20 protein-coding genes, 1 tRNA gene and 1 pseudogene are annotated in these 21,069 nt (G+C 37.9%); 14 read left to right on the forward strand and 8 right to left on the reverse strand.

Annotation, left to right across the window (positions count from 1 at the left end; all coding sequences use genetic code 11):
• Nucleotides 1-392: 392 nt before the first annotated feature.
• A complete protein-coding gene (gene rmf, locus GWI58_RS12290) occupies nt 393-563 on the forward strand; it encodes a ribosome modulation factor (protein WP_004244679.1) in 171 nt (56 codons plus the stop codon).
• Between the two features lie 308 nt (nt 564-871).
• On the opposite strand, the gene fabA is transcribed toward rmf, so the two are convergent.
• Nucleotides 872-1,390 (reverse strand): bifunctional 3-hydroxydecanoyl-ACP dehydratase/trans-2-decenoyl-ACP isomerase, encoded by a 519-nt coding sequence (gene fabA / locus GWI58_RS12295; protein WP_004244680.1) that lies wholly within the window; start codon nt 1,388-1,390, stop codon nt 872-874.
• A gap of 83 nt (nt 1,391-1,473) precedes the next feature.
• The gene (locus GWI58_RS12300; protein ID WP_094960027.1) at nt 1,474-3,216 is read right to left on the reverse strand and encodes an AAA family ATPase; all 1,743 of its coding nucleotides are present in this window, start codon (nt 3,214-3,216) and stop codon (nt 1,474-1,476) included.
• 364 nt (nt 3,217-3,580) lie between these two features.
• Between GWI58_RS12300 and matP the strand changes: the two genes are divergently transcribed.
• On the forward strand, nt 3,581-4,048 hold the full coding sequence (gene matP, locus GWI58_RS12305; protein ID WP_004244682.1) for a macrodomain Ter protein MatP: 468 nt from the start codon (nt 3,581-3,583) through the stop codon (nt 4,046-4,048).
• 164 nt (nt 4,049-4,212) lie between these two features.
• On the opposite strand, the gene ompA is transcribed toward matP, so the two are convergent.
• Nucleotides 4,213-5,301: a porin OmpA gene (gene ompA, locus GWI58_RS12310; protein ID WP_004247686.1), complete on the reverse strand. Its 1,089-nt coding sequence runs from the start codon at nt 5,299-5,301 to the stop codon at nt 4,213-4,215.
• Nucleotides 5,302-5,649: 348 nt separating this feature from the next.
• The gene (gene sulA / locus GWI58_RS12315; protein ID WP_064505926.1) at nt 5,650-6,204 is read right to left on the reverse strand and encodes an SOS-induced cell division inhibitor SulA; all 555 of its coding nucleotides are present in this window, start codon (nt 6,202-6,204) and stop codon (nt 5,650-5,652) included.
• 226 nt (nt 6,205-6,430) lie between these two features.
• On the opposite strand from sulA, the pseudogene GWI58_RS17970 reads away from it, so the two are divergent.
• Nucleotides 6,431-7,044, forward strand: a pseudogene (locus tag GWI58_RS17970) (TfoX/Sxy family DNA transformation protein).
• Between the two features lie 153 nt (nt 7,045-7,197).
• Here the strand turns inward: GWI58_RS17970 and yccS are convergent.
• Nucleotides 7,198-9,372, reverse strand: a complete 2,175-nt coding sequence (yccS, locus tag GWI58_RS12325; RefSeq protein ID WP_017628410.1) for a YccS family putative transporter — start codon at nt 9,370-9,372, stop codon at nt 7,198-7,200.
• 115 nt (nt 9,373-9,487) lie between these two features.
• Here yccS and helD point away from each other — a divergent pair, with 115 nt between their 5' ends.
• Nucleotides 9,488-11,539: a DNA helicase IV gene (gene helD, locus GWI58_RS12330; protein WP_071233947.1), complete on the forward strand. Its 2,052-nt coding sequence runs from the start codon at nt 9,488-9,490 to the stop codon at nt 11,537-11,539.
• Between the two features lie 4 nt (nt 11,540-11,543).
• On the opposite strand, the gene GWI58_RS12335 is transcribed toward helD, so the two are convergent.
• On the reverse strand, nt 11,544-12,002 hold the full coding sequence (locus GWI58_RS12335; RefSeq protein WP_004244689.1) for a methylglyoxal synthase: 459 nt from the start codon (nt 12,000-12,002) through the stop codon (nt 11,544-11,546).
• 139 nt (nt 12,003-12,141) lie between these two features.
• Here GWI58_RS12335 and GWI58_RS12340 point away from each other — a divergent pair, with 139 nt between their 5' ends.
• On the forward strand, nt 12,142-12,555 hold the full coding sequence (locus tag GWI58_RS12340) for a CoA-binding protein (RefSeq protein ID WP_004247691.1): 414 nt from the start codon (nt 12,142-12,144) through the stop codon (nt 12,553-12,555).
• A 63-nt stretch (nt 12,556-12,618) separates the two neighbouring features.
• Here GWI58_RS12340 and hspQ read toward each other — a convergent pair whose 3' ends face one another.
• A complete protein-coding gene (hspQ, locus tag GWI58_RS12345; RefSeq protein ID WP_004244691.1) occupies nt 12,619-12,939 on the reverse strand; it encodes a heat shock protein HspQ in 321 nt (106 codons plus the stop codon).
• A gap of 199 nt (nt 12,940-13,138) precedes the next feature.
• Between hspQ and GWI58_RS12350 the strand changes: the two genes are divergently transcribed.
• Complete coding sequence (locus GWI58_RS12350; protein ID WP_004244692.1) at nt 13,139-13,423, forward strand: acylphosphatase; 285 nt, start codon at nt 13,139-13,141, stop codon at nt 13,421-13,423.
• A gap of 2 nt (nt 13,424-13,425) precedes the next feature.
• Here GWI58_RS12350 and tusE read toward each other — a convergent pair whose 3' ends face one another.
• On the reverse strand, nt 13,426-13,755 hold the full coding sequence (gene tusE / locus GWI58_RS12355) for a sulfurtransferase TusE (protein WP_004244693.1): 330 nt from the start codon (nt 13,753-13,755) through the stop codon (nt 13,426-13,428).
• Between the two features lie 180 nt (nt 13,756-13,935).
• On the opposite strand from tusE, the gene GWI58_RS12360 reads away from it, so the two are divergent.
• The 8 genes from GWI58_RS12360 (at nt 13,936) to GWI58_RS12400 (ending at nt 20,699) form a co-directional block, all read left to right on the forward strand.
• Nucleotides 13,936-14,023: transfer RNA gene (locus GWI58_RS12360), tRNA-Ser, on the forward strand.
• 165 nt (nt 14,024-14,188) lie between these two features.
• Complete coding sequence (locus GWI58_RS12365; protein ID WP_161769215.1) at nt 14,189-15,400, forward strand: tyrosine-type recombinase/integrase; 1,212 nt, start codon at nt 14,189-14,191, stop codon at nt 15,398-15,400.
• 841 nt (nt 15,401-16,241) lie between these two features.
• Entirely contained in the window at nt 16,242-16,439 is a 198-nt protein-coding gene (locus GWI58_RS12370) for a helix-turn-helix transcriptional regulator (protein ID WP_161769216.1), read from the forward strand.
• Nucleotides 16,439-16,618: a hypothetical protein gene (locus GWI58_RS12375; protein ID WP_373273822.1), complete on the forward strand. Its 180-nt coding sequence runs from the start codon at nt 16,439-16,441 to the stop codon at nt 16,616-16,618. Before GWI58_RS12370 ends, GWI58_RS12375 begins: the two co-directional genes overlap by 1 nt.
• 222 nt (nt 16,619-16,840) lie before the next feature.
• Complete coding sequence (locus tag GWI58_RS17895) at nt 16,841-17,026, forward strand: hypothetical protein (RefSeq protein ID WP_237611699.1); 186 nt, start codon at nt 16,841-16,843, stop codon at nt 17,024-17,026.
• A gap of 1,061 nt (nt 17,027-18,087) precedes the next feature.
• On the forward strand, nt 18,088-18,294 hold the full coding sequence (locus GWI58_RS12390; RefSeq protein WP_161769217.1) for a hypothetical protein: 207 nt from the start codon (nt 18,088-18,090) through the stop codon (nt 18,292-18,294).
• Nucleotides 18,287-18,607, forward strand: a complete 321-nt coding sequence (locus tag GWI58_RS12395) for a hypothetical protein (protein ID WP_161769218.1) — start codon at nt 18,287-18,289, stop codon at nt 18,605-18,607. The genes GWI58_RS12390 and GWI58_RS12395 overlap by 8 nt, the downstream gene beginning before the upstream one ends.
• On the forward strand, nt 18,600-20,699 hold the full coding sequence (locus GWI58_RS12400) for a DUF927 domain-containing protein (protein ID WP_161769219.1): 2,100 nt from the start codon (nt 18,600-18,602) through the stop codon (nt 20,697-20,699). Before GWI58_RS12395 ends, GWI58_RS12400 begins: the two co-directional genes overlap by 8 nt.
• Nucleotides 20,700-21,069 lie beyond the last annotated feature (370 nt).

Consider the following 21,069-nt stretch of genomic DNA (forward strand, 5'->3'; position numbering starts at 1 on the left):
AAAATAGGCAATTCTAATAGGATTGTTATATTGACATAAATTGAAAAAAATCGATTATTTATTTTCAAGCTATTGTTTTTATTATTTAGGTCAGAAATCGGATCTTTAATATTATTTTTTTATAAAAATAAATAAAAATCAGCTTGTTATGATTTGCTTTATGTCTTTTATTAATAAATACAAATAGATATAAATTATTTAATTATATTAAATATAATTAATTGTAATCTAAGGTGATTTAAATAGGATCCAGCTTAGTATCACAAATATGACAATTATATTAATTTCTTTACTTGCTTAAATCCTCAATAAAGCGTATCAATTTATAGTGGTTGTATGAAAAACAATCATTATCTTTCCGCTTAAACTTAGAACGTGAGGGTTGTCTAAATATGAAAAGACAGAAACGAGATCGTTTAGCTAGAGCATTATCGAAAGGTTACCAAGCCGGTATGCAAGGTCGTTCAAAAGAGCAGTGTCCCTATTTTGCCATTGATGCACGTTCACATTGGCTAGGAGGTTGGCGACAGGCCATGGAAGATCGTCCCGGTCTTGCAAAATAAATAACCCGTCGACGTGATACTGCGGACACATGTGTTATCGCAAATATTATCACTAAGATTTAATTGATAATCAAAAGAGGGTTATTTATGCATATTCCTATGAATAATTTGAACATAGGACAATTTGAATATAAATAACAACTGTGAATTGGAAATAAAAAGGTCTACCGCGGTAGGCCTTTTTATGTTGTAAAGTACGGTAGGGCGAAAACTTGCCAAGTACTCTTATCTGAGATACCACCATAAAAGAAAAAGCCTAATCTCAATCGAAGAGAATAGGCTCTTATCTATCTATGTGTAATATTGACTTAAAATGCTGAGGTATCTTTAAATAAGCCGACTTTTAAATCTTTGGCTTCATAAATCAGTTTACCATCAACATAAACTTCACCGTCAGCAATACCCATAATAAGCTTGCGATTGATAACACGTTTGAAATCAATTTTATAGGTGACTTTTTTGGCTGTTGGTAGAATTTGCCCAGTGAATTTCACTTCACCCACACCCAAAGCTCGGCCTTTACCTTCACCGCCTAACCAACCTAGGTAGAAACCTACCAGTTGCCACATTGCATCAAGCCCTAAACAACCCGGCATAACAGGATCATTGACAAAGTGGCAATCAAAAAACCATAAGTCTGGCTTGATATCGAATTCTGCTTCGATAAAGCCTTTATTATGGGAGCCGCCATCTTCAGTCATTTTAATGATGCGATCCATCATTAGCATATTACCTGAAGGCAGTGGTGGGCCATCTTGGCCAAATAATTCACCACGGCCTGAAGCAATGAGGTCTTCTTTAGAATAAGATTCGCGTTTATCAACCATTGTTTATATAGCCTTTATCAAGTGTAAGATAACAGAATAGCTTACACTTGTACGCTGAACAACTCCGATCACTTGAAACAGAATTATCTGAATAAGCGTAGGAACCAAGGTAACTTAGGTCTATCCTGATTATTAGCTTGTGTTATTCGATCATGAATAACAGCTAACAAGTGTTCATTTGATTGTGGATTTTCACATTGCTCTTCGTAATAAGGCTGGTGTGTTAGCAAAGTAATAGCTTCTGCAACATGGACAACCGGCCAAATATGGAATTTATTTTCTTTGACGGCTTGTATCACGCTCTCGTTTAAAACCAGATGTCGCACGTTCGCCAGCGGTATAATAACCCCTTGTGATCCTGTTAATCCTCTTTGCTGACAGATATCAAAAAAGCCTTCAATTTTTTGGTTAACACCACCAATAGGTTGTACCTGACCAAATTGATCTACGGCACCGGTTACGGCGATTTGTTGATCAATTGGGTGTTGTGACAATGTACTGATTAGCGCACATAATTCTGCTAGTGAGGCACTATCACCATCTACTTCACCGTAAGATTGTTCAAAAACGACGGAAGCACTAAAAGGTTGTGGCTGATCTAATCGTAATTCAGAATTTAAGTAGGCTTGCATAATCATCATGCCTTTTGCATGGATATTGCCACCTAATTCTGCTTTTCGTTCAATATCGACCAGTTCGCCATCACCAATATGAGCCACACAGGTAATACGAGTTGGCTCGCCAATTAGATCGGGATAACCGGGATAATCTAAGACAGAAAGACCGTTTATTTGGCCTACCATTTCACCTTCCGTGTGAATAGTGACTTGGCCTTGTAATATTTCATCACGGCTTCGTTCTAATAAGTAGCTATGTCGCCATAAACGATTTTCTTGCGCTTTTTTAAGCGCCTCGGCACCAAGATAAGCATCATGATTAAAACGTATAGCATAACGCAATTGGCGTAATATGAATTCAAGATCGAGAGATAAGATAAGCTGATCTTCATGCTCTCTTGCGCCCTGAGTCAGTAATACTTGCCAAGCATCAGCAGATAATGAAGGCAGACGATATTTTTGGCAAAGCCCATTAACAAAACCACACCATTGGCTCAGGGCGGTTTCATCTTCTAAATACATATCGTACTCATATTCGCCATATAGTGCCGTACTGCTAATATTAGGCTCCATAAACTCAAGCTCTTCTAAGCTTAGGCGATCGCCCACTAAAATAACACGCAAGTGAAGGGGCATGGCTTCAATAGGCAAAGGAAGGGCTTGATGGTCATTCCACACTAACCATTCAAAGCGTTGCTCTTCAACCATCTTTTTCAGTCGGAACCACATTAAGGGTTGTGCTAAGAGCGTTTTAATGGATAAGACTAAAATACCACCATTGACTTTATGCAACAGTCCTGGGTTAACGAGGAGCTTATCTTTATGATAATAAAATGAACCAAAAAGTTGTTCTGGCTCTATCCATTGGCAACAAGCAATAGATTCTGATGATGAAAATGAGCCTTCTACATTTTCTTGCCAATAAATTTGATTAGATTCAGCTTGATAGGCACCTACAACAGGATAAGTTTTTATCTCTGCTTGTTGTAATGTATCAGCGAGTGTTTCGAAATAAGCAGTAGAATCTTCTGCTTTTAACAGCATAAATTGGCCTGCTTCTGCATTATTTAGCCACTGTAAGCTTTCATATAAGCGAGGTTGAACCTCACGAAGTGAAGATGCAGGCAATTGCGATGCTGTTTGAAAGAAAGTCTGGTAGGAGGCGTAATCTGGGCGTAACGCCTGCCATTCTAATTCGTTGTTTTTCAAGGTTACCGTTTTTATTATTGAGTAGTGAACATGGAAGTTAACATAAAGCGTTAATAGCTGGTATCTATCCTGCAATAAGACAGCTATTGACAGTTATATTATGTCTATACTTTTGGCCGGGAATATACGTTGCCATTACTTTTGCTATAACCTATTAAATTGAATGTATTGTTTTATTATAGCGACGCACGATTCTATCACAACGTGGTTAGAAAACTATCCCTTCTGACATTTGTCGGTGGGAGGTAGCAAAAGCTACTTATCTTTTTTGGTGATAATTTAAGCAAAAATATTCGGTTTAAGGCAGTTTTTTGGCAAAATTGTTGATATGCTAGTATATAGTTACGTTGTCACGGTGATTTGTATGAAATATCAACAGTTAGAAAATCTAGAATGTGGCTGGAAGTGGGCTTATTTGGTAAAAAAACATCGCGAAGGTGAATTAATCACCCGTTATGTTGAAAAGAGCGCCGCCGATGAAGTGGTTGAGCAACTATTACGTCTTGAATCTCAACCATTAAAAGTCCTTGAATGGATCAATTTACATATGAACCCTGAGTTATCGAATAGAATGAAGCAAACTATTCGTGCTCGAAGAAAGCGTTATTTTAATGCTGAACATCAGCATACGCGTAAAAAATCTATCGATTTAACTTTTAAGGTTTGGCAACGCCTATCAGCACTATCTCAGCGCCGAGGTTTGACATTATCAGAAACGATTGTCCAGCTTATCGAAGATGCGGAGCGAAAAGAGCAATATGCACTAAAAGTACATAACCTAAAAGATGGCCTAATTGAGTTACTAGAACGAGACAAACAGAAAAAAGAGTAGATGACAATAGCGTTGTTTATTATCGAGAGATCATCAGTATAGCGTTAACTTAAGAGGTATAGAGAATATCTCTGCTAATTATTTAAAGTCATCATCAAAAGAAAAACCCTGCCGAAGCAGGGTTTTTTTAGAATTCATTACAGTAGATGTCTCTACTATTTGAATTATTGACCAGGTTGAACAACAACTTCAGTTGTACCTTGGATTTCGATTTCTACACGACGGTCTGGCGCTAAGCAATCGATCAGAGCTGCACGAGCTTTGATGTTGTCACAAGTGTTGCCAGTTACTGGGTTTTCTTTACCACGACCTTCTGCAGAGATGCTGTTTGCAGGAATACCTTTAGATACCAGGTAATCAACTACAGATTGAGCACGTTTTTCTGACAGAGGCAGGTTGTAGTTTTGAGAACCGATACGGTCAGTGTAACCGATAACTACTACACGACCTTGAGTTGGGTCGATGTTAGCTAATTCGTTGTACAGACCATTCAGTGCTTCTTGACCTTCAGCTTTCAGAGAAGATTTGTTGTAGTTGAACAGAACGTCTGAACGCAGAGTAAAGGTTTTGTTCTCAACAACTGGAGCTGGAGCAACTACTGGAGCTGGCTCAACAACTGGAGCTGGAGTTTCTTGGTTGAAACGGTAAGCAACACCAACACTCAGCATACCATTGTCTGGACGAGCGTTCAGAGTACCTTTATCACCGATGTTGTTGATCCACTGATACTCAAGACGAGTAGCAATGTTAGGAGTGATCGCGTATTCAGTACCTAATGCGAATACTGGAGAAACGCCAGTATCATTTTCAGAGAAACGTTTTTGAGTTCCTGCTGAAGTTGCATTAATAGTTGCAGTTGAATCTGCACGCCATACCATACCACCTAAACGTGTATAAACGTCTAAGTCATCCATTACTGGATAGCTTAATTTAGTGGTTAATTGGATACCTTGAGCTTTGAATGCACCGTTGTTGTATGAACCTTTATAAGCCATACGACCTAACCAGTCATAACCCAGTTCAAAACCTAAGTATTGGTTGTACTGATAACCAGCAAATGCACCAGCACCAATTTGGTCTTTGTGTGTGCTACCGTTACCGATATTCACACCGTCCCAATTGTTACCAGTACTTTGATACTGAGACCAACCTAATTTACCACCGGTATACCAAGTATTGTCTTTTGGAGCTGCTTGCGCTGCAGTTGCGAAAGCTGCCACTGCCACTGCTAATGCGATAGCTGTCTTTTTCATTTTACGCCTCGTTATCATCCAAGTTAGGCATTTGGCTTTAAGCCTTATTATTTGCCCTTGGTTAAATTATTGTTAGGAATTCGATGCTTTCATCAAATGATGATCCCCAAAAACGGGATTTAAAGCATAACCTTAACGATATAAAGTCTACAATGAACTTAAAAAGTTACAAGTATCCCTTTAAAATTCGACTTAAAATTTTAAAAAGATCGGCCCTTATTCACAATAAGAATTATTCTATATTTTTGTTAAATTTCTTGTAACCATATGATTTAAGTTACAATTGATTATGACTTATCTTAAATGATAATGTTGCGTTATGAGTATTAGGAAAACTCTTAAATTTCACTAATGGTAGTGATTTGAATGAATTTTTATCGAGTTTAAATGTCGTTTAGAGGAATTATTGTTTTCTATTTGGATATGATTACTGTTTTGTTGTCGCATGATAAAACCTAACGCTTTACCGATGCTGGCAGCATATTCTAATCTTTTCATCTCTTCTGACGATATTTCTGGTAACCAACCCAATACTACACTGTAGTTTCCACTTAGTAGCGCTTTCTCCATTAATTCCACAGTATTAATTGAATCAACATGATTGAGTTGAATGATTTTATTCAGGGGTAAACCGGTTTCTTTTAACCAACTACGATTTAATTTTTGTTGTGGACTTAACCACAGTAACCAACGTGATTCATGGCTATACTGTTTTAACAGAGGTAGTAAAATGTGGTTAATCATCAAGGGATTTTGGTAAAGCAGTTCACTTACCATGCCTTGTCTATTATCGGGCATTGTTGTTGTAATTGTATCGGAGGCCATAGAGAGAGGTAATACCTCAGTAGAGATCTCTTGGAAAAGGCCATTTTGTCTTGCCAAAGATGATGTTGAGAGTTTCATATTTACCTCGTTCAATATGTACTGTATGCATATACAGTATACCTGAGTTTCACTTAAATCAAGATCAATTTTTTGAAAGTTGCTCTCAAAATTTATGTAAATTCATATTTTTGAGCGGGTAACTATTGGCAAAAAAAGGACATTTATTTATTGTCTTAACCATCAAGAATACATTCATATATTTGAATTTTAAGATAAAAAATATTTTTTGTGGTTTGGAGATCTGATGTCAATTTTACCTGAGCAAAGGAAGGCTCATTTATTATCGCGCGTAGCGGAATATGGAAAGTTAAGTAAGAAGTCTCAATTCGGCGGTTATAGCTTAATGGTTGATGAGGTTATCTTTGCGATTACTGCTGATAATGAATTTTATTTAAAAGGGAGTGGTTTTGCTGAAACACTCTATAAAGCAAACAACATGGATGCATACGTCTATCTAAAAAAAGTATCCCCATTACATTGCGCTATTATCGTATTACGCAAGCAATATGGCGTAATAGCGCTAAGCTCAATCAATATATCGATTTTGCATATCACTATAGTACTCAGGAGTTTTTAGGGCAGCAAAAGCAGCCTCGTCGTATCAAAGATTTACCCAATTTGGGCATAGCATTAGAGAAAAAGCTGAATCAAGTTGGGATTAACCGTATCGAGGAATTACGTACGATCGGTGCGAAGGCATGTTATTTAAAACTGATTGCGCAACCTAAGCAAGGAAATAGCGACTTATTACTTGCGTTAGCGGGTGCTATTGTTGGCTGTCATCGGTCTGTGTTACCTAGTCAATTAAAAATGGAATTGTTAAATTGGTATAAAGAGTTATCCGTTAAATCCTATTAAACTACAGTACTCGGACTTTAGTACATTAGAATGAACCGGAATAACGGAATAACGGAATAACGGAATAACGGAATAAGAGCAAACTTAAGCCAATAGAGTCTGTTATTTTCTCTAATTTCTATTAGAACATTAGAGAAAATAACTTTTTATCCATTAAGCTGTAGCTAATTTATCTTTATCGCTTTGCCATTCTGTTTGCTCAATTAGCTCAATGCAATTGACAATTTGTGGCAGTAAATCCAGTAACAAGCGTATTTGCGTTAACACTAATTGAATACGGGCGTTATCTGAACTTGGTTGTGCATTAACACGTGCGATAAGTTGATCGTGAGATTGTATAAAATCATTATCTTGTGGTTTTTTACGTCTTAACGCTGAATCAATATAACAGACAGTATCATTAAGCAGGGTGAGTACCGCTTCATCTTCAATTTTGCAACGATGAACACCTAACGCTGAAATATAGCTCAATAGAGTATGATTTAAACACAGCAACTTAAATGCTTCCTCTTGAGAGGTTTGAAAGCTTTTAGGCTCTGATGACATATTAGAAATTAAAGATGCTAACTCACCATCACTGCTATGTGCATTACGACGTGCAATACGATAATTAACGCTATTATCTCTTCCTTGATAATACTGAATGAGGATCGCATCAAGATAGTAGCAGTTATTGGTCATGGTTTTTTGGATGAGCAATGGCAATTGACGGAACTTCCAATCCGGCCAAATAAAACTGACTGCAAACCAGGCAATGGCACATCCAATTAACGTATCAATGATCCGCGGTAGTGCGACATCATAGCCTTCACCTAATAAATTAAAACTTAATAAAACGAGTAGGGTGATAAACAAAGTGGCATGAGCGTATTGTACGGTTCGGAAAGCAAAAAAGAGCGTACCTGTCACAACAATAAGCACTAATTGACCTTCGATGGAAGGCACAAAATAGAGAATAGGGAAACCAATCAAAATACCAATAATAGTGCCACTGACCCGTAATGTTAATCGTCTACGTGTCGCATTATAGTTAGGCTGACAGACAAACAAACTAGTTAATAAAATCCAGTACCCTCGATGCAAATCAAAAAACTGGATGATCACATAACCTATACATAAGACAAGTGACATTCGTACCGCATGTCTAAATAGAGCTGATTTAGGTGTTAAGTGACCTTTTATTCTTAGCACGATATCTCGCCACCCAGTAAGCCCTTCATCAGATAACTGAGTTTCTTCTTTTTGGTCATGAGAGATTTGATATTGCTCTGTACTAATACTTTTTAATAAAGCATCTATGCCCTGTAAGTTTTGTAATAAATTATAGAGTGGCGCAATAATTTGTGGATCAGAAGTACTGTTTTTTACATTATTAAGTGCATTTTCTAAATGAGTGATTGCACGTTCAAAATGAGGATTATGTTGGTACTTTTTATGCCAAAGAATAGATTGAGCGACTTGTTCGCAGGCTCTTGCTTGCATTGACAGTAAGCGCTGAAAGCGGAAAAGGACATCACTGTGGCGTAATCTATCACTCAGTAATTGATATTGAATATGAGAAGAGCTGGCCCGTTCATGAATATCTTGAGCCACAAAGTAATAATGCAATGTGAAACGACTGCTACGCTGGCCTCTATCACCTTTTAAACGGCTTAGTAATGTTAATTTAGTTTGGCTCATTGCCTCAATTAACTGATTATTAGCCAATGCCAAGTTATACAGTAATTGCTGTTGATCACCTTCAATATCGGGATCAAATAATGCGGCCTTGGCTTCTAGATAAGCGGAAAGCTGCTGATAATAACGCGTAAGGCTATCTTGAACGGGACGAATAGGGAAAAGTAGGTGACCAATTAAGGTAAGCAAATTATACCAAATTGCGCCTAAAAGGAGCCAAATAGGTTGTTCATGCCATTCTGGGAAAATCGGCATACCTAACATGGTATAAATAGCGATTAATAGCGCACCAAAGGCGATGGTAGCATAACGCTGACCCAAGGCGCCTAATAAAATAAACCCCCAAGTGGAGATAGCAAGACCACAAAAGAATAAAATAGGGTAAGGGTAGAGTAATCCGATAGATGTTGATGCTAATAAGAAACAACATAAGGTGATCACAAGGTTTCTTAAGCGGCCCACAAGCCTATCATCTAAGTCAGTTAATGCGGCTGCGACAACACCTAATGTAAGAGGTATAGTATATTTTGGTTCTTGTCCTAAAGCCCATGGAAATAAAGTCGTTCCCGTAAGTGCGATTATTATGCGAATATAATATAAAAAGTGGCTATTATAGATAAATCGGCGGGCGCCATTAAACAAATTGAACACAAAAAGCCCTTAAATAAACAAGATGGAGATAATTACCTCTTAGAATATAGGGTTTATTACAGATAAAAAAGAGTTTAACGACAGACTATTTGTTATTTATTGTAGGAATTACAGAATGGAACTGAAATCAACCCCAATGGGACAACGTTTAGCTCAGCATCCTTATAACAGGGTAAAATTGTTAAATGCGGGTATTGAGGTCAGTGGTGAAAAGCATCAATATTTAATTCCTTTTAATGAATTGATCGACATTTTTTGTAAAAAAGGCATTGTGTGGGGAGAGTTAGAGTTTTTACTGCCCGACAATAAAGTGGTTCGTTTGCATGGAACGGACTGGGAAGAAACGCAACAATTTTACCGCTATCTTTATCAAACTTGGCAAATATGGAGCCAAGAGATGAGTGAGATAACGGCGCAAGTACTTGAAAAGCAACTCTCTTCTATCCAAGATATAATTCAAAGCGATAAATGGATAAAACAAAACCAGTTAGCCGGTATTCAACAGGCTATCCAAGAAAGTTTTTCTGCTATTCCTCTTCCTCTGGAACGACTTGCTCAATTTGATAACTGTAAGGTGCATTATCAACGCTGTTTACAGTGGTTACAGCAAGGTAAGGCATTAATTGCGCAAGAAAATGAGCAATGGATCACCCGTATGTTGACAGAGCATGCGGAGTTTTTTACTACCATTGAAACATCGCCTTTAAATGAATCGCAATGTAAAGCCGTTATCAACGGTGAAGATAATATATTGGTATTAGCGGGTGCTGGTAGTGGTAAAACGTCGGTACTAGTGGCAAGAGCAGGGTGGTTGTTACGTCGTAAACTAGCAACCTCTGAACAAATTCTACTATTGGCTTTTGGACGTAAAGCCGCTGAAGAGATGAACCAACGTTTATCTGAGCGCTTAAATGCTGATATTACGGCGAAAACCTTTCATGCATTGGCATTATTTATTATCCAACAGTCAACTAAAAAACAACCCAAGATCAGCGAATTAGAAATCAATAGTGAAAAGAGAAGAACACTATTGTTAACGCAGTGGCGTGAGCAGTGTCAGCAGAAAAAAGCACAAGCGAAAGGCTGGCGTGAGTGGTTATCTGAAGAGCTAGCATGGGAAATCCCTGATGGGGAGTTTTGGCATGATAAAAAATTAGAAAATCAAGTTGCCGTAAGGTTAGAGCGGTGGATCAGTTTATTAAGAATGCAAGGTGGTAGCCAAAAAACAATGATTGATTCTGTGCCTGCAGAATATACGGATGCATTTAAAAAGTGTTTAAAACTATTAGCACCACTGTTAAAGGCATGGAAAACCGCATTAAAAGAAGAGAATGCCATTGATTTTTCAGGGCTATTACATCAAGCCATTAATCTGATAGAAAAAGGGCGTTTCGTCAGTCCTTGGAAACATATTCTGGTGGATGAATTCCAAGATATTTCACCACTAAGAGCAGCACTATTAAATGCGTTAAAACAACAAAATACACAAACTTCATTATTTGCAGTTGGTGATGACTGGCAAGCTATTTATCGCTTTAGTGGGGCTGAATTATTACTAACAACAGCGTTTCATCAATCTTTTGGTGATGGTGCTGAGTGTGCATTAGATACCACTTATCGTTTTAATTCGACTATAGGTGACGTTGCCAATACATTTATTCAACAAAATCCTAATCAATTAGCTAAGCCTTTAAATAGCTTAACAAAAGGTAATAAAAAAGCCGTTGTATTATTGCCGGATGATCAATTAGAAAGTTTATTAAATAAAATGAGTGGTTATGTCAGTGACGATGAAACGATCCTTTTATTAGCGCGTTATCATTACTTACAACCTGATTTATTGAAAAAGGCGAAAACGCGCTGGCCCAAATTAAAATTACAGTTTATGACTTTTCATGCTTCAAAAGGTCAACAAGCTGATTATGTGATTATATTAGGTTTACAATCGGGTAAAGACGGATTTCCAGCTCCGGCAAGAGAGTCGATTATAGAAACCGCTTTATTACCCCCTGTTGAAGACTATCCTGATGCTGAAGAGCGCCGATTAATGTATGTGGCATTAACAAGAGCAAAAAAACAAGTATGGTTATTATTTAATAAACAACAACCATCTTGTTTTGTGTCAGAGTTAAAATCTCAAGGTGTCCCTACGCAAAAAAAACCATAAGGCATTATTTTAAACGTTCTTTTAAATAACCTTCATAGTCGGGAATTTTAATTTTTGACTCTTGTGAAAAAAGAGGGGACGAAATAAGAAAATTAGCCGTCGCACGATTGGTTGCTACGGGAATATTCCAAACTGTTGCTAGGCGTAACAGCGCTTTCACATCTGGATCATGAGGAACGGCATTGAGTGGATCCCAAAAGAAAATAAGAATATCAATTTTCTTTTCTGCGATCATAGCACCAATTTGTTGATCACCTCCCATGGGGCCACTTAGCATCTGAGTGACCTCTAATCCTGTATGGTGATTAACCAGATTTCCTGTTGTTCCTGTGGCAAATAACTTATGGTGAGAAAGCTGTTCACTGTTGTTTTTAACCCATTCAAGCAATGAGCTTTTACAGTGATCATGTGCAACTAACGCAATATTTTTTTCTGTGGCGAGTGTGCGGTCAATTTGTTCCATTTGCTACCTTTAAAAATAAATACAGTTATTATTCCAGTTGTCAACATACCTTTTTTTTATCTTACAAGCTATGAGCGGAACAAGATACTATGATGTATCATAAGATTTTCAATCTTCCTGCTGATAACGGAGCATATAAATGGTTGATTCAGAGATTTATGACATTCTAAGAAGTGTCAAAACAATTGCACTGGTTGGTGCAAGTCATAAAGAAGATCGCCCTAGTTATAAAGTCATGAAATTCTTATTAGAGCAAGGCTATGAGGTGATCCCCGTTAATCCGGGTATGGCAGGGGAAACAATACTAGGCCAGCAATGTTATGGTCATTTGCAAGATATTCCTGTGGCGATTGATATGGTAGATGTATTTCGTCAATCAGCAGCAGCGCTCGAGATTGCCAAAGAAGCGATTAAAATTAATGCTAAAGTTTTATGGTTACAGATAGGTGTGATCAATGAAGAAGCAAAAGCATTAGCTGAACAATCGGGGTTGCGCGTGGTTATGGATCGCTGTCCTAAAAAAGAGATAGAAGCCCACGGATTGCCTTGGTAATAGGCAGAGTAAAATCGCCGAAATGTATTCGGCGATTATCATTAAGTTAAGAATGAAAGAAAATTAGTTTCTTAATCGCGGAGCCTGTAATTGGTTGCGGATTGATTGTGACAACTCATCCATTGAGTCATTATCTAAATGCTCATCTGAGAGTTCATAAGTTATTTGAGCTTCAGCTAAATAAGTATGAACCGGTTGTCCTTCATCATCTTCCATGACAACATGATACCAAGGCGCTGATCGCAAGGTCATATTAGATGCAATATCATCCTCGTTAGGTTGATCAAGGGAATATTCAGCATCCACATCAACAACTACACCTAAATAACCGAGTAGTTTATGTCTAACCTGCTGGCCTATTCCAAATTTGCTGGCGATCATCATTTATCACCTCCGTAAAACCTTGCTTTATTAATTTCTGTATATGAGGGCATAAAGTGAAATTTCAAGGTGTAACAAAATTAAACACGTCGTTATCCAGTGTAAATGCAAACCTCACAAAATCAGATTATCTATTGTATAAAGAAAAGACAACAATCTTATCGGAATTTTTGCGTTACATGTAAGTTTGGAGGGTAGGTAAATGAAGGTTGGTAGAGAATATATTATTCAAGGTCGTGTACAAGGTGTCGGTTTCCGCTTTCATACTTATCAATGGATGAAAAAGCAGCCTATTACGGGTTATGTGTGGAATCGTGATGATGGCAGTGTGGGGATCAGAGCTTTTGCTGAAGAGCAGGTACTGAGAAAAATAGAAGATTGGTTGGCTGCTGGAGGACCAATAGGGAGTAAGATTGTATTCTGGTCGGCAACGCCATGCCAATATGAAGAAATGGCAGACTTTTCAATCCGCCATTATGCATCTTAGTATTAAATACATTTGACAGGTTTAGGTAAGCCCGCGAGCTTCGTTGCCTGTTTAGCAGGACCTTTAGGGAATAAGCGATATAGATAACGGCTATTGCCTTTTTCATCGCCATATTTTTGTGCTAATGCTTTCACTAACATTCGGATCGCCGGTGAGGTATTAAACTCTAAATAAAACTGGCGCACAAAACGGATAATTTCCCAATGTTGCTCTGTGAGTTCAATTTCTTCAAGTTCAGCTAATATTGGCACCATCTCTTCGGTCCATTCATTGCTGTTTTTTAAATAACCGTGGCTATCTGTCTCGATTTGTTGTCCGTTAAATACAAACATGTGTTTCTAACCAATCAAAAATAATCATTTAATTTAGCAAAAATAACCGCAATACCCAAGTCTAATGCGTAAATCGTTGATAAATTAAGCTGTTAAATCAAAGGGCGTTTAAAATTACGCCAAACAAGACAATAAGGGCTTTACAATATAAGCGTGGATGTTTATATTGCTCCCCATTGCGGAGGGGTGGCCGAGCGGCTGAAGGCAGCGGTCTTGAAAACCGCCGATGGGAAACCATCCGAGAGTTCGAATCTCTCCTCCTCCGCCATATTTACTTCCAATTAAGTCTACTAAAGTCTTACACTCCTGATTAAATCAAGCATTATAACAAAATTCCATAATCCCAATGTCTACTAACATCTATTGAAAACTACCCCCTTTAGGTGGTACATATGGGGGTATATTTATATCCTATGATTTGAGTACCCCCAAAATGAAGTTAACCGTTAAACAAATCGATTCTAGTAAGCCTAAAGAAAAAGACTATAAACTGTCTGATGGTGGTGGCCTGTATCTATTGGTTAAAACTAATGGCGGAAAGTATTGGCGGTTAAAATACCGAATTGATGGTAAAGAGAAACTTTTAGCTATTGGAGTTTATCCAACGGTTACATTAGCTGATGCCAGAAGAAAGCGTGATGATGCAAAGAGATTACTGGCGGATGGAATTGACCCAAACCAACAACGCAAAGAACAAAAGCAAGCTTCAAAGATTGACAGTGTAAACACCTTTAAAAATATCGCTCTTGAATGGTATGAGGGCAGAAAGGATCGCTGGTCTGTTGGTTATCGTGATGACATGATGGACGCATTTGAGAAAGACGTCTTTCCCCATATAGGTAATCGCCCGATTGTTGAAATCAAACCAATAGAATTACTTGAAGTGCTTTCTATTATGGAAAAGCGTGGGGCAACCGAGAAGCTAAAGAAAGTGCGCCAACGTTGCGGTGAGGTGTGGAAGTACGCAATTATTACTGGTAGGGCAGAATATAACCCTGCACCAGATTTAGCTAGTGCCTTTGTTCCACATAAGCGTGAACACTACGCCCACCTTTCGGTAAGTGAATTACCAGAGTTTCTTTCTTCTATTGATAAGTATATGGGAAGCCAGATTGTTAGAGTGGCATTAAGGGTACTTATATTAACTGGAGTTCGACCAGGCGAATTGAGAAAGGCGGAATGGTCAGAAATTAACTTTGATACTGGAATATGGGAAATATCGGCTGAAAAAATGAAGATGCGTCGACCCCATATTGTGCCACTATCAGAGCAGGTTATTGATTTGCTGAAACAGATACACCCAATCAGTGGCAGTTATCAATATATATTCCCTAGTCGCACTGATTATAGAAAGCATATATCAGATATGGCACTGAATACGATGATTAGACGTATGGGCTATGGTGGTAGAGCTACAGGTCATGGATTCAGGCACACAATGAGTACTATCCTACATGAGCAAGGCTATAACACAGCATGGATTGAGACACAGCTAGCGCACGTTGATAAAAACTCTATTCGTGGAACCTATAACCACGCTCAGTATATTGATAACCGTAGAGAAATGCTTCAATGGTATGCTGATTATATGGGGGCATTAGAGAACGGGGATAAAGTCGTTCACGATAACTTTAAGCATGTTTAAACTACCAGCAACAATACACAGAATCTGGGAATAAAAGGTCTGGTTTTTTGTATCTAAAATGACCATTAATTATTATTTGATTTTTAAATGTATGATATGGCTGAATTTGTATCAAGATAAGAGAAATCTTAATATATACTCAAAAGTACACCTTAGTAGACGATAATAGATCATGTAAAGATGTAGCAAGTAATTTTGTTCGTTTCTTAAGCTTGACTGTTTATTATTACAGTATACTATATCTAATAGTACCGCAGTAGATCATTGTGGACTTGGCTCTTTAACAACGATGGTAGCGAATTATGTATTAGCTATCAGAATGGCGTCGCTGATAAAGCGGCCAATGCTTTTTTATAAACGCAGATATACCAGGGCAACTTCTCTGGGTGAAATCTGCCACGGTGGTGCTCTTGAAGTGCTTCATATGTTACTTTTAGCGTGATTAGTGGTAGAACAGATTTGTAATAAATACGGAGCGTTCAGAGTAAATTCTCAGAGCAACATCGATTCCCTTAAACTATATAAAAAGGAGCTAATGATATATTCATTAGTATGTTGATGATTTCTCTTCGTAATATAGATTAAATATTTTTTATTATATTTTTAAAATTAAGCCCCCCCTTGTGGGGTATAGTTGTAGTTCTTATCTTTTATAATCATATTAGCACATGCACCGTGTGCCAAAAGTCAATTTATTGTTGAGAATATTTTGTTTTAAACAATATTATTTTCCCCATAAAAAACACCCAAAATATAAACCAGAATAATGCGTTATTAACCTTATTCATTTATGTATAGGGTCTTTTCGCATATCTTTTCATACCATATTAAGGAAAATACTATGAATAATCTGATTAGGCTTTCAGAGGTTTTGCGACGCACAGGTTACAGCAAAGCATGGATTTATAGATTAATTAAAGAGAATAACTTTCCACGGCAAGTAAAAATTGGCACTCGTTCTATTGCTTTCGTTGAATCTGAAGTAGATGAGTGGATTGCTAATAAGATTGCTGAATCACGTTCTAGTGAGGTGGCTTAATGACTCAGTTTATCTCACCAACACAAGAATTACGCCGTTTAATCCTTGCTGAGTATTGCGACAGTATGATCATCTCATTTGTGAGAAAGAACGTCAGCGCATTACATCTATTTCACGCACAACAATTACACACTAGAAAACGAAGAACGTTTCCCTGCTCGCAAAGTATTGAGGCGTAATTCCTCAGCATGGTTATTAAGTGATTTATTGTTATGAATTCATAACATTCCAGCTGTGGAAAATATTAATAATCCATATAGTAATAAATCGAACTAGTACAAGTAATTGTTAATTACACGCAATTAATAAATACGAAATTACGTTCGTTTGCATACAAAATAATTCAAGCTAAAGGTGTTGTCGCTATAGCTCTTATTAATTAAATAAAAGAGAAGAAATATATGAGATTTGAAAAAAACAGCTTAATTGCTGATGGATTCGCACACTTTGAAATTAGCCAAGAGTCTATTTTAATTTATCATAGAGTCGAACCAAGAATAGATAGTCGCCTGTTTGCTAAATGCATTTCTATTAAACATAAAAATTTTTTTAAGTTAGTAAAAAAGAATGCTAAGAGTTTACGTTAATTCGGCATTCTTCCGTTTCAAACGGAGATGTGCCCACACTCAACAGGCACAATTATTAATAAATACGTTTTACTCAATGAAAACCAATTTGACTTTATGTGTCGCATTATTGTTCGTGGGCGAGCTCATGAGCAAATGGTGCAATTCAAACTGGATGTAACTAAAGCATTTAGTAAGAAATGAGCGGCTGAATCCATTCGTAGAGAATATTTACCTCATTACCATGAATCAAGGGATGCATTAAGAGATTTAGGCGCAGAGAAACATCATTATATCTATTTAGCACGTACAGAGAACCGACTAACAGGTTTACTCACTGGCGAACGCTCCTGTGTGGATGAACAACAATTAGGTTTGCTAATTTGTATGCAAAAGATTGAACAGACAGCATTTTGAGATGCTATCAACTCAGAGGTATCAGTATCTTAAGCGTTACATGAAGTTAGTAGACGCATTGAGTAATTTATAAGCTTAATAAGTCCGACAGGACGTATTAGGGGTTAACTAATGAACATTTTTTTAACTTCATTCAGTAGAGCAAGTTACTAACTACCCCGATTATATCGAGTTAGTTCAATACTGCCAATCTTATACTGGTATGATGTTCATACGTATTACATACGCAGTTCAGCATCACAACCTAGTGAATGATGGTTACTTAGTTCAACCTTTAGGTTCAATACCTAAACGTTCTAACTCTTTGCGTTCGAGAGTTTTAAGCCAATTAGCCAAGCTCATATTTGATTGTTTCGTTACATTTCAAATTACTCTTTTAAGTCTGGAGTGATGCGCATATGGAACGGTGGTGCTTTTCCTGTTCCTTTGGGTTGCTTATCCTGTTTAATGATAGTTGACATGTGTGTACCTATAGGAACTATGCCCCATAGTGCACCAACCCTAACAGGATAGTTTTACCCTAAATATTAAATTCTTATGGCGTTTTTTCTCATGCCAGCAATCTAAATTCTTTACTGTTGAAGCTAACAATAAACAAGATGCTCGTACTATGTTTCTTGATTCCCATTGTTTATTCTCAATACGTATTCGCTTTGGGGGACAGCATGAATAAACTTATTCCATTAGATGCTGCTGTATATAAGGCACAACAAACTAGTTCACTGTTTACGGCGATATTGGCGCAGGCGTCTACAGAATGCTCTAAAGAACTTTTAGATCTTATTTCCATTGCATGTGATTTAAATAGTGAGATTAGGCAGTCATTACACGATGCTTTAGTTAATGTACCTGGAGGTGAATGTCATGCCTGATATTTATGACTACCTTGTAAAAGCCGATTTAGACTCAATGAGCTCAGAAGAATTACGAAACTGCAGAAGGATTTATTCTGAAATGTGTGATGGGCTGCTATCGGTATTACGTGCAATGGGAGAATGTGCTTTTTGGGTTTGTACAAATGAATATTACCATGAAAACCAAGCTAAAAATGATTTACGACGTGTCGGTGATTCATTGATGTATTTACCTTGTTTGATTGATGCGATGCGTTTTAATGAGCATGAAGCGAAATTTAAAATCTATCAACGTGAGGGATTTCCTTATACGGAGGTAGGCAATGACTAATAGGGTAAAAGCTAAGGGAAAGTTGCCAGAATGGTCAGATTCATTATTTACCAGTGTTTACCAGTGGATTAAGCAGGGCACGCCACCTCAAAAGGGAGCTGCTGATGCCTCGATATTACGCTATCCAGTAGAACACCGATTGAACTCTCTCGCTATCTGTATGCGTTCATTGGTAATGGAAGGTACCGTGACACCAGATTGGTTTATTGAGCAGGGATATCATTCAGCTAAAAATCAGAAAAAAGCAGAAGAAAAACGTCAAGCATTAGTTTTATCGCATATATCACAGGAAGAGTTAACTTCTGTTCTTACCGATATTAAGCGCATTAATAGGTTGTGGCCGATAAAGGGACCTAAGAAAACGGAAATAGCGGTGGAGAAAATCAATTTCCACGATGATTTAGCTCCCTTTTTTGATAAGCGTCACGGTGGTTTGTATTACATCGAACGCAAGCAAAATAACACGACGGGCGAGATTGACGAAAAAGAAACATGGTTTTCGGATGAAATGTCTACGGTGGGCATTGGTTCTGATGGTAAAGACAGTTATTTGGTTATTCAGATGAAGCAAGAAGGGAGTAACCAAATTATCTATGAGGCTATTCCACGGCGTGAATTAGGTTCGCCTCAAGGGTGGGGAAGATTGCGATCCCGGGGGGTAAATATTACAACCAAACGTGGTCAGTTGGATCTATTGGCTAACTATCTGCAACGACAGGGTAAGCGCGACGAATGGACGATCACACATACTGCTGGTTGGCATGATGGGGCATATGTGATGCCAGATGGTCATATTATTGGTACACCTAGTCGCCCTGTTGCCTTTTGTGGTGGAACCTCCGCCGTTGCTGGTTATGTTGTTAGAGGAACGACTGAAAGCTGGCGGAAGAATGTAGGTGATTTAATGAAAGGTAATCAATCCATGATTTTAGGTGGGTTAGTTGCGTTAGCTGCTCCGCTGAACTCTTTATCAGGTGGTAGTTCATTTGGCATTCACTTATTCGCTCAGTCATCAGCAGGGAAAACTACTACTGTAGAGGCTGCCTCAAGTATCTACGGTGTACCCGATGAACTGAAATTAACATGGGATGCGACAAAGTACGGGTTAACGATTGAAGCCGCTTCACGAAATGATGGTTTTATGCCGATTGATGAAATTGGACAGGGTAATGATGTGCGGCATGTCGCAGGGAGTGCTTATAGCCTATTTAATGGTACAGGACGTATTCAAGGTAATAAAGACGGTGGAAATAAAGCTATTTTACGTTGGACAATTGTGGCGTTATCAACGGGTGAGGAAGATTTTGAAACCTATCTCATTCGAAATAGTGTTACCCCAAAAGCAGGGCAATTAGTGCGTCTGGTTAGTGTGCCCTTTACTGATACTGTTGAGTTTCATAGCCTTGATGATGGTGATTTGCATTCACGTGCCATTAAACGGGCATCAACACAACATTGTGGTGCTATTGGTAGGGCATGGATTGAATACCTTGCAAACCATCAAGACGAAGCTAGTCAGATAGTTATAAACAAAGAGCATGAATGGTTATCGAGTTTACCCGAAGAAGTATCGCCACAGGTCAAGAGAGTAGCTACTCGTTTCGCCATGTTGGACGCTACCGCAGAGCTAGCAACATCAATTACATGTTGGGATATCGCGGAATGTAGCCGATTTGTTCGTAACAGCTTTAATGAATGGTTGGAGAACTACGGCATAGGAAACCGTGAAAAATACCAAGTCGTTAAACGGGCAAGGGATTTTATTCAGCGCTATGGATTAAATCGCTTTCAGCCATACACTTATGGTAAGCGTAACGGAGATCTAGACCGTGTTTATGCAGGAAGGATAACAAACCTTGCGGGTTATTTGGTTTCTGGTCGCAGAGAGGACGGCAAGGACGAATATCATATTATACCGTCAGTATTTGAAGATGAAATACTCTCAGGCATTCAAAAGAAATTGGGGGCGGAGGCTCTCGAAGAGGCAGGTATTTTAGTCAGATCCGAATCGGGGCGCGTAGATGGTAAAACTATCAGCATCAACGGCAGTCAACAGCGATTTGTTGTCTTAATTGATAGTGAGGAAGAGTAACCAGCGGGAATAGCCCCCGTGATGAATCAAAAACGTTGGGATAAGTGGGATAACGGGATAAAAACTAAAAAAAGAAATAATATCATTATGTTATATCAGTTTTATTTATCCCATGTTATCCCAAGGGTGATGATGATGAATTGTTATGAAGGTTAATTAAAAAGCAAAGTTATCCCAAAAATAAAAAATTAGGGATAAAAAAGGTAGCTCTTGGGATAATTTAACTTGATGATATTGAATAGAAATAATCAATTTATCCCATTATCCCAAAGAAAAATTTTTTTGTATATAAATATATATGGATAACAAACCATTAAAGGCCTGTCACTAATCATTTCCAATTGGTGAGTTAGTACGTATGGTCGTTTAG

The organism is Proteus sp. G2674, from assembly GCF_009915195.1.
GTDB classification, from domain to species: domain Bacteria; phylum Pseudomonadota; class Gammaproteobacteria; order Enterobacterales; family Enterobacteriaceae; genus Proteus; species Proteus mirabilis.

Bases quoted from the DNA above. Each gene is read 5' to 3' on its own strand.
- rmf (WP_004244679.1), top strand. From the start codon at position 393: ATGAAAAGACAGAAACGAGATCGTTTAGCTAGAGCATTATCGAAAGGT.
- fabA (WP_004244680.1), bottom strand. From the start codon at position 1,390: ATGGTTGATAAACGCGAATCTTATTCTAAAGAAGACCTCATTGCTTCA.
- matP (WP_004244682.1), top strand. From the start codon at position 3,581: ATGAAATATCAACAGTTAGAAAATCTAGAATGTGGCTGGAAGTGGGCT.
- ompA (WP_004247686.1), bottom strand. From the start codon at position 5,301: ATGAAAAAGACAGCTATCGCATTAGCAGTGGCAGTGGCAGCTTTCGCA.
- sulA (WP_064505926.1), bottom strand. From the start codon at position 6,204: ATGAAACTCTCAACATCATCTTTGGCAAGACAAAATGGCCTTTTCCAA.
- helD (WP_071233947.1), top strand. From the start codon at position 9,488: ATGGAACTGAAATCAACCCCAATGGGACAACGTTTAGCTCAGCATCCT.
- GWI58_RS12335 (WP_004244689.1), bottom strand. From the start codon at position 12,002: ATGGAACAAATTGACCGCACACTCGCCACAGAAAAAAATATTGCGTTA.
- GWI58_RS12340 (WP_004247691.1), top strand. From the start codon at position 12,142: ATGGTTGATTCAGAGATTTATGACATTCTAAGAAGTGTCAAAACAATT.
- hspQ (WP_004244691.1), bottom strand. From the start codon at position 12,939: ATGATGATCGCCAGCAAATTTGGAATAGGCCAGCAGGTTAGACATAAA.
- GWI58_RS12350 (WP_004244692.1), top strand. From the start codon at position 13,139: ATGAAGGTTGGTAGAGAATATATTATTCAAGGTCGTGTACAAGGTGTC.
- tusE (WP_004244693.1), bottom strand. From the start codon at position 13,755: ATGTTTGTATTTAACGGACAACAAATCGAGACAGATAGCCACGGTTAT.
- GWI58_RS12365 (WP_161769215.1), top strand. From the start codon at position 14,189: ATGAAGTTAACCGTTAAACAAATCGATTCTAGTAAGCCTAAAGAAAAA.
- GWI58_RS12370 (WP_161769216.1), top strand. From the start codon at position 16,242: ATGAATAATCTGATTAGGCTTTCAGAGGTTTTGCGACGCACAGGTTAC.
- GWI58_RS12375 (WP_373273822.1), top strand. From the start codon at position 16,439: ATGACTCAGTTTATCTCACCAACACAAGAATTACGCCGTTTAATCCTT.
- GWI58_RS17895 (WP_237611699.1), top strand. From the start codon at position 16,841: ATGAGATTTGAAAAAAACAGCTTAATTGCTGATGGATTCGCACACTTT.
- GWI58_RS12390 (WP_161769217.1), top strand. From the start codon at position 18,088: ATGAATAAACTTATTCCATTAGATGCTGCTGTATATAAGGCACAACAA.
- GWI58_RS12395 (WP_161769218.1), top strand. From the start codon at position 18,287: ATGCCTGATATTTATGACTACCTTGTAAAAGCCGATTTAGACTCAATG.
- GWI58_RS12400 (WP_161769219.1), top strand. From the start codon at position 18,600: ATGACTAATAGGGTAAAAGCTAAGGGAAAGTTGCCAGAATGGTCAGAT.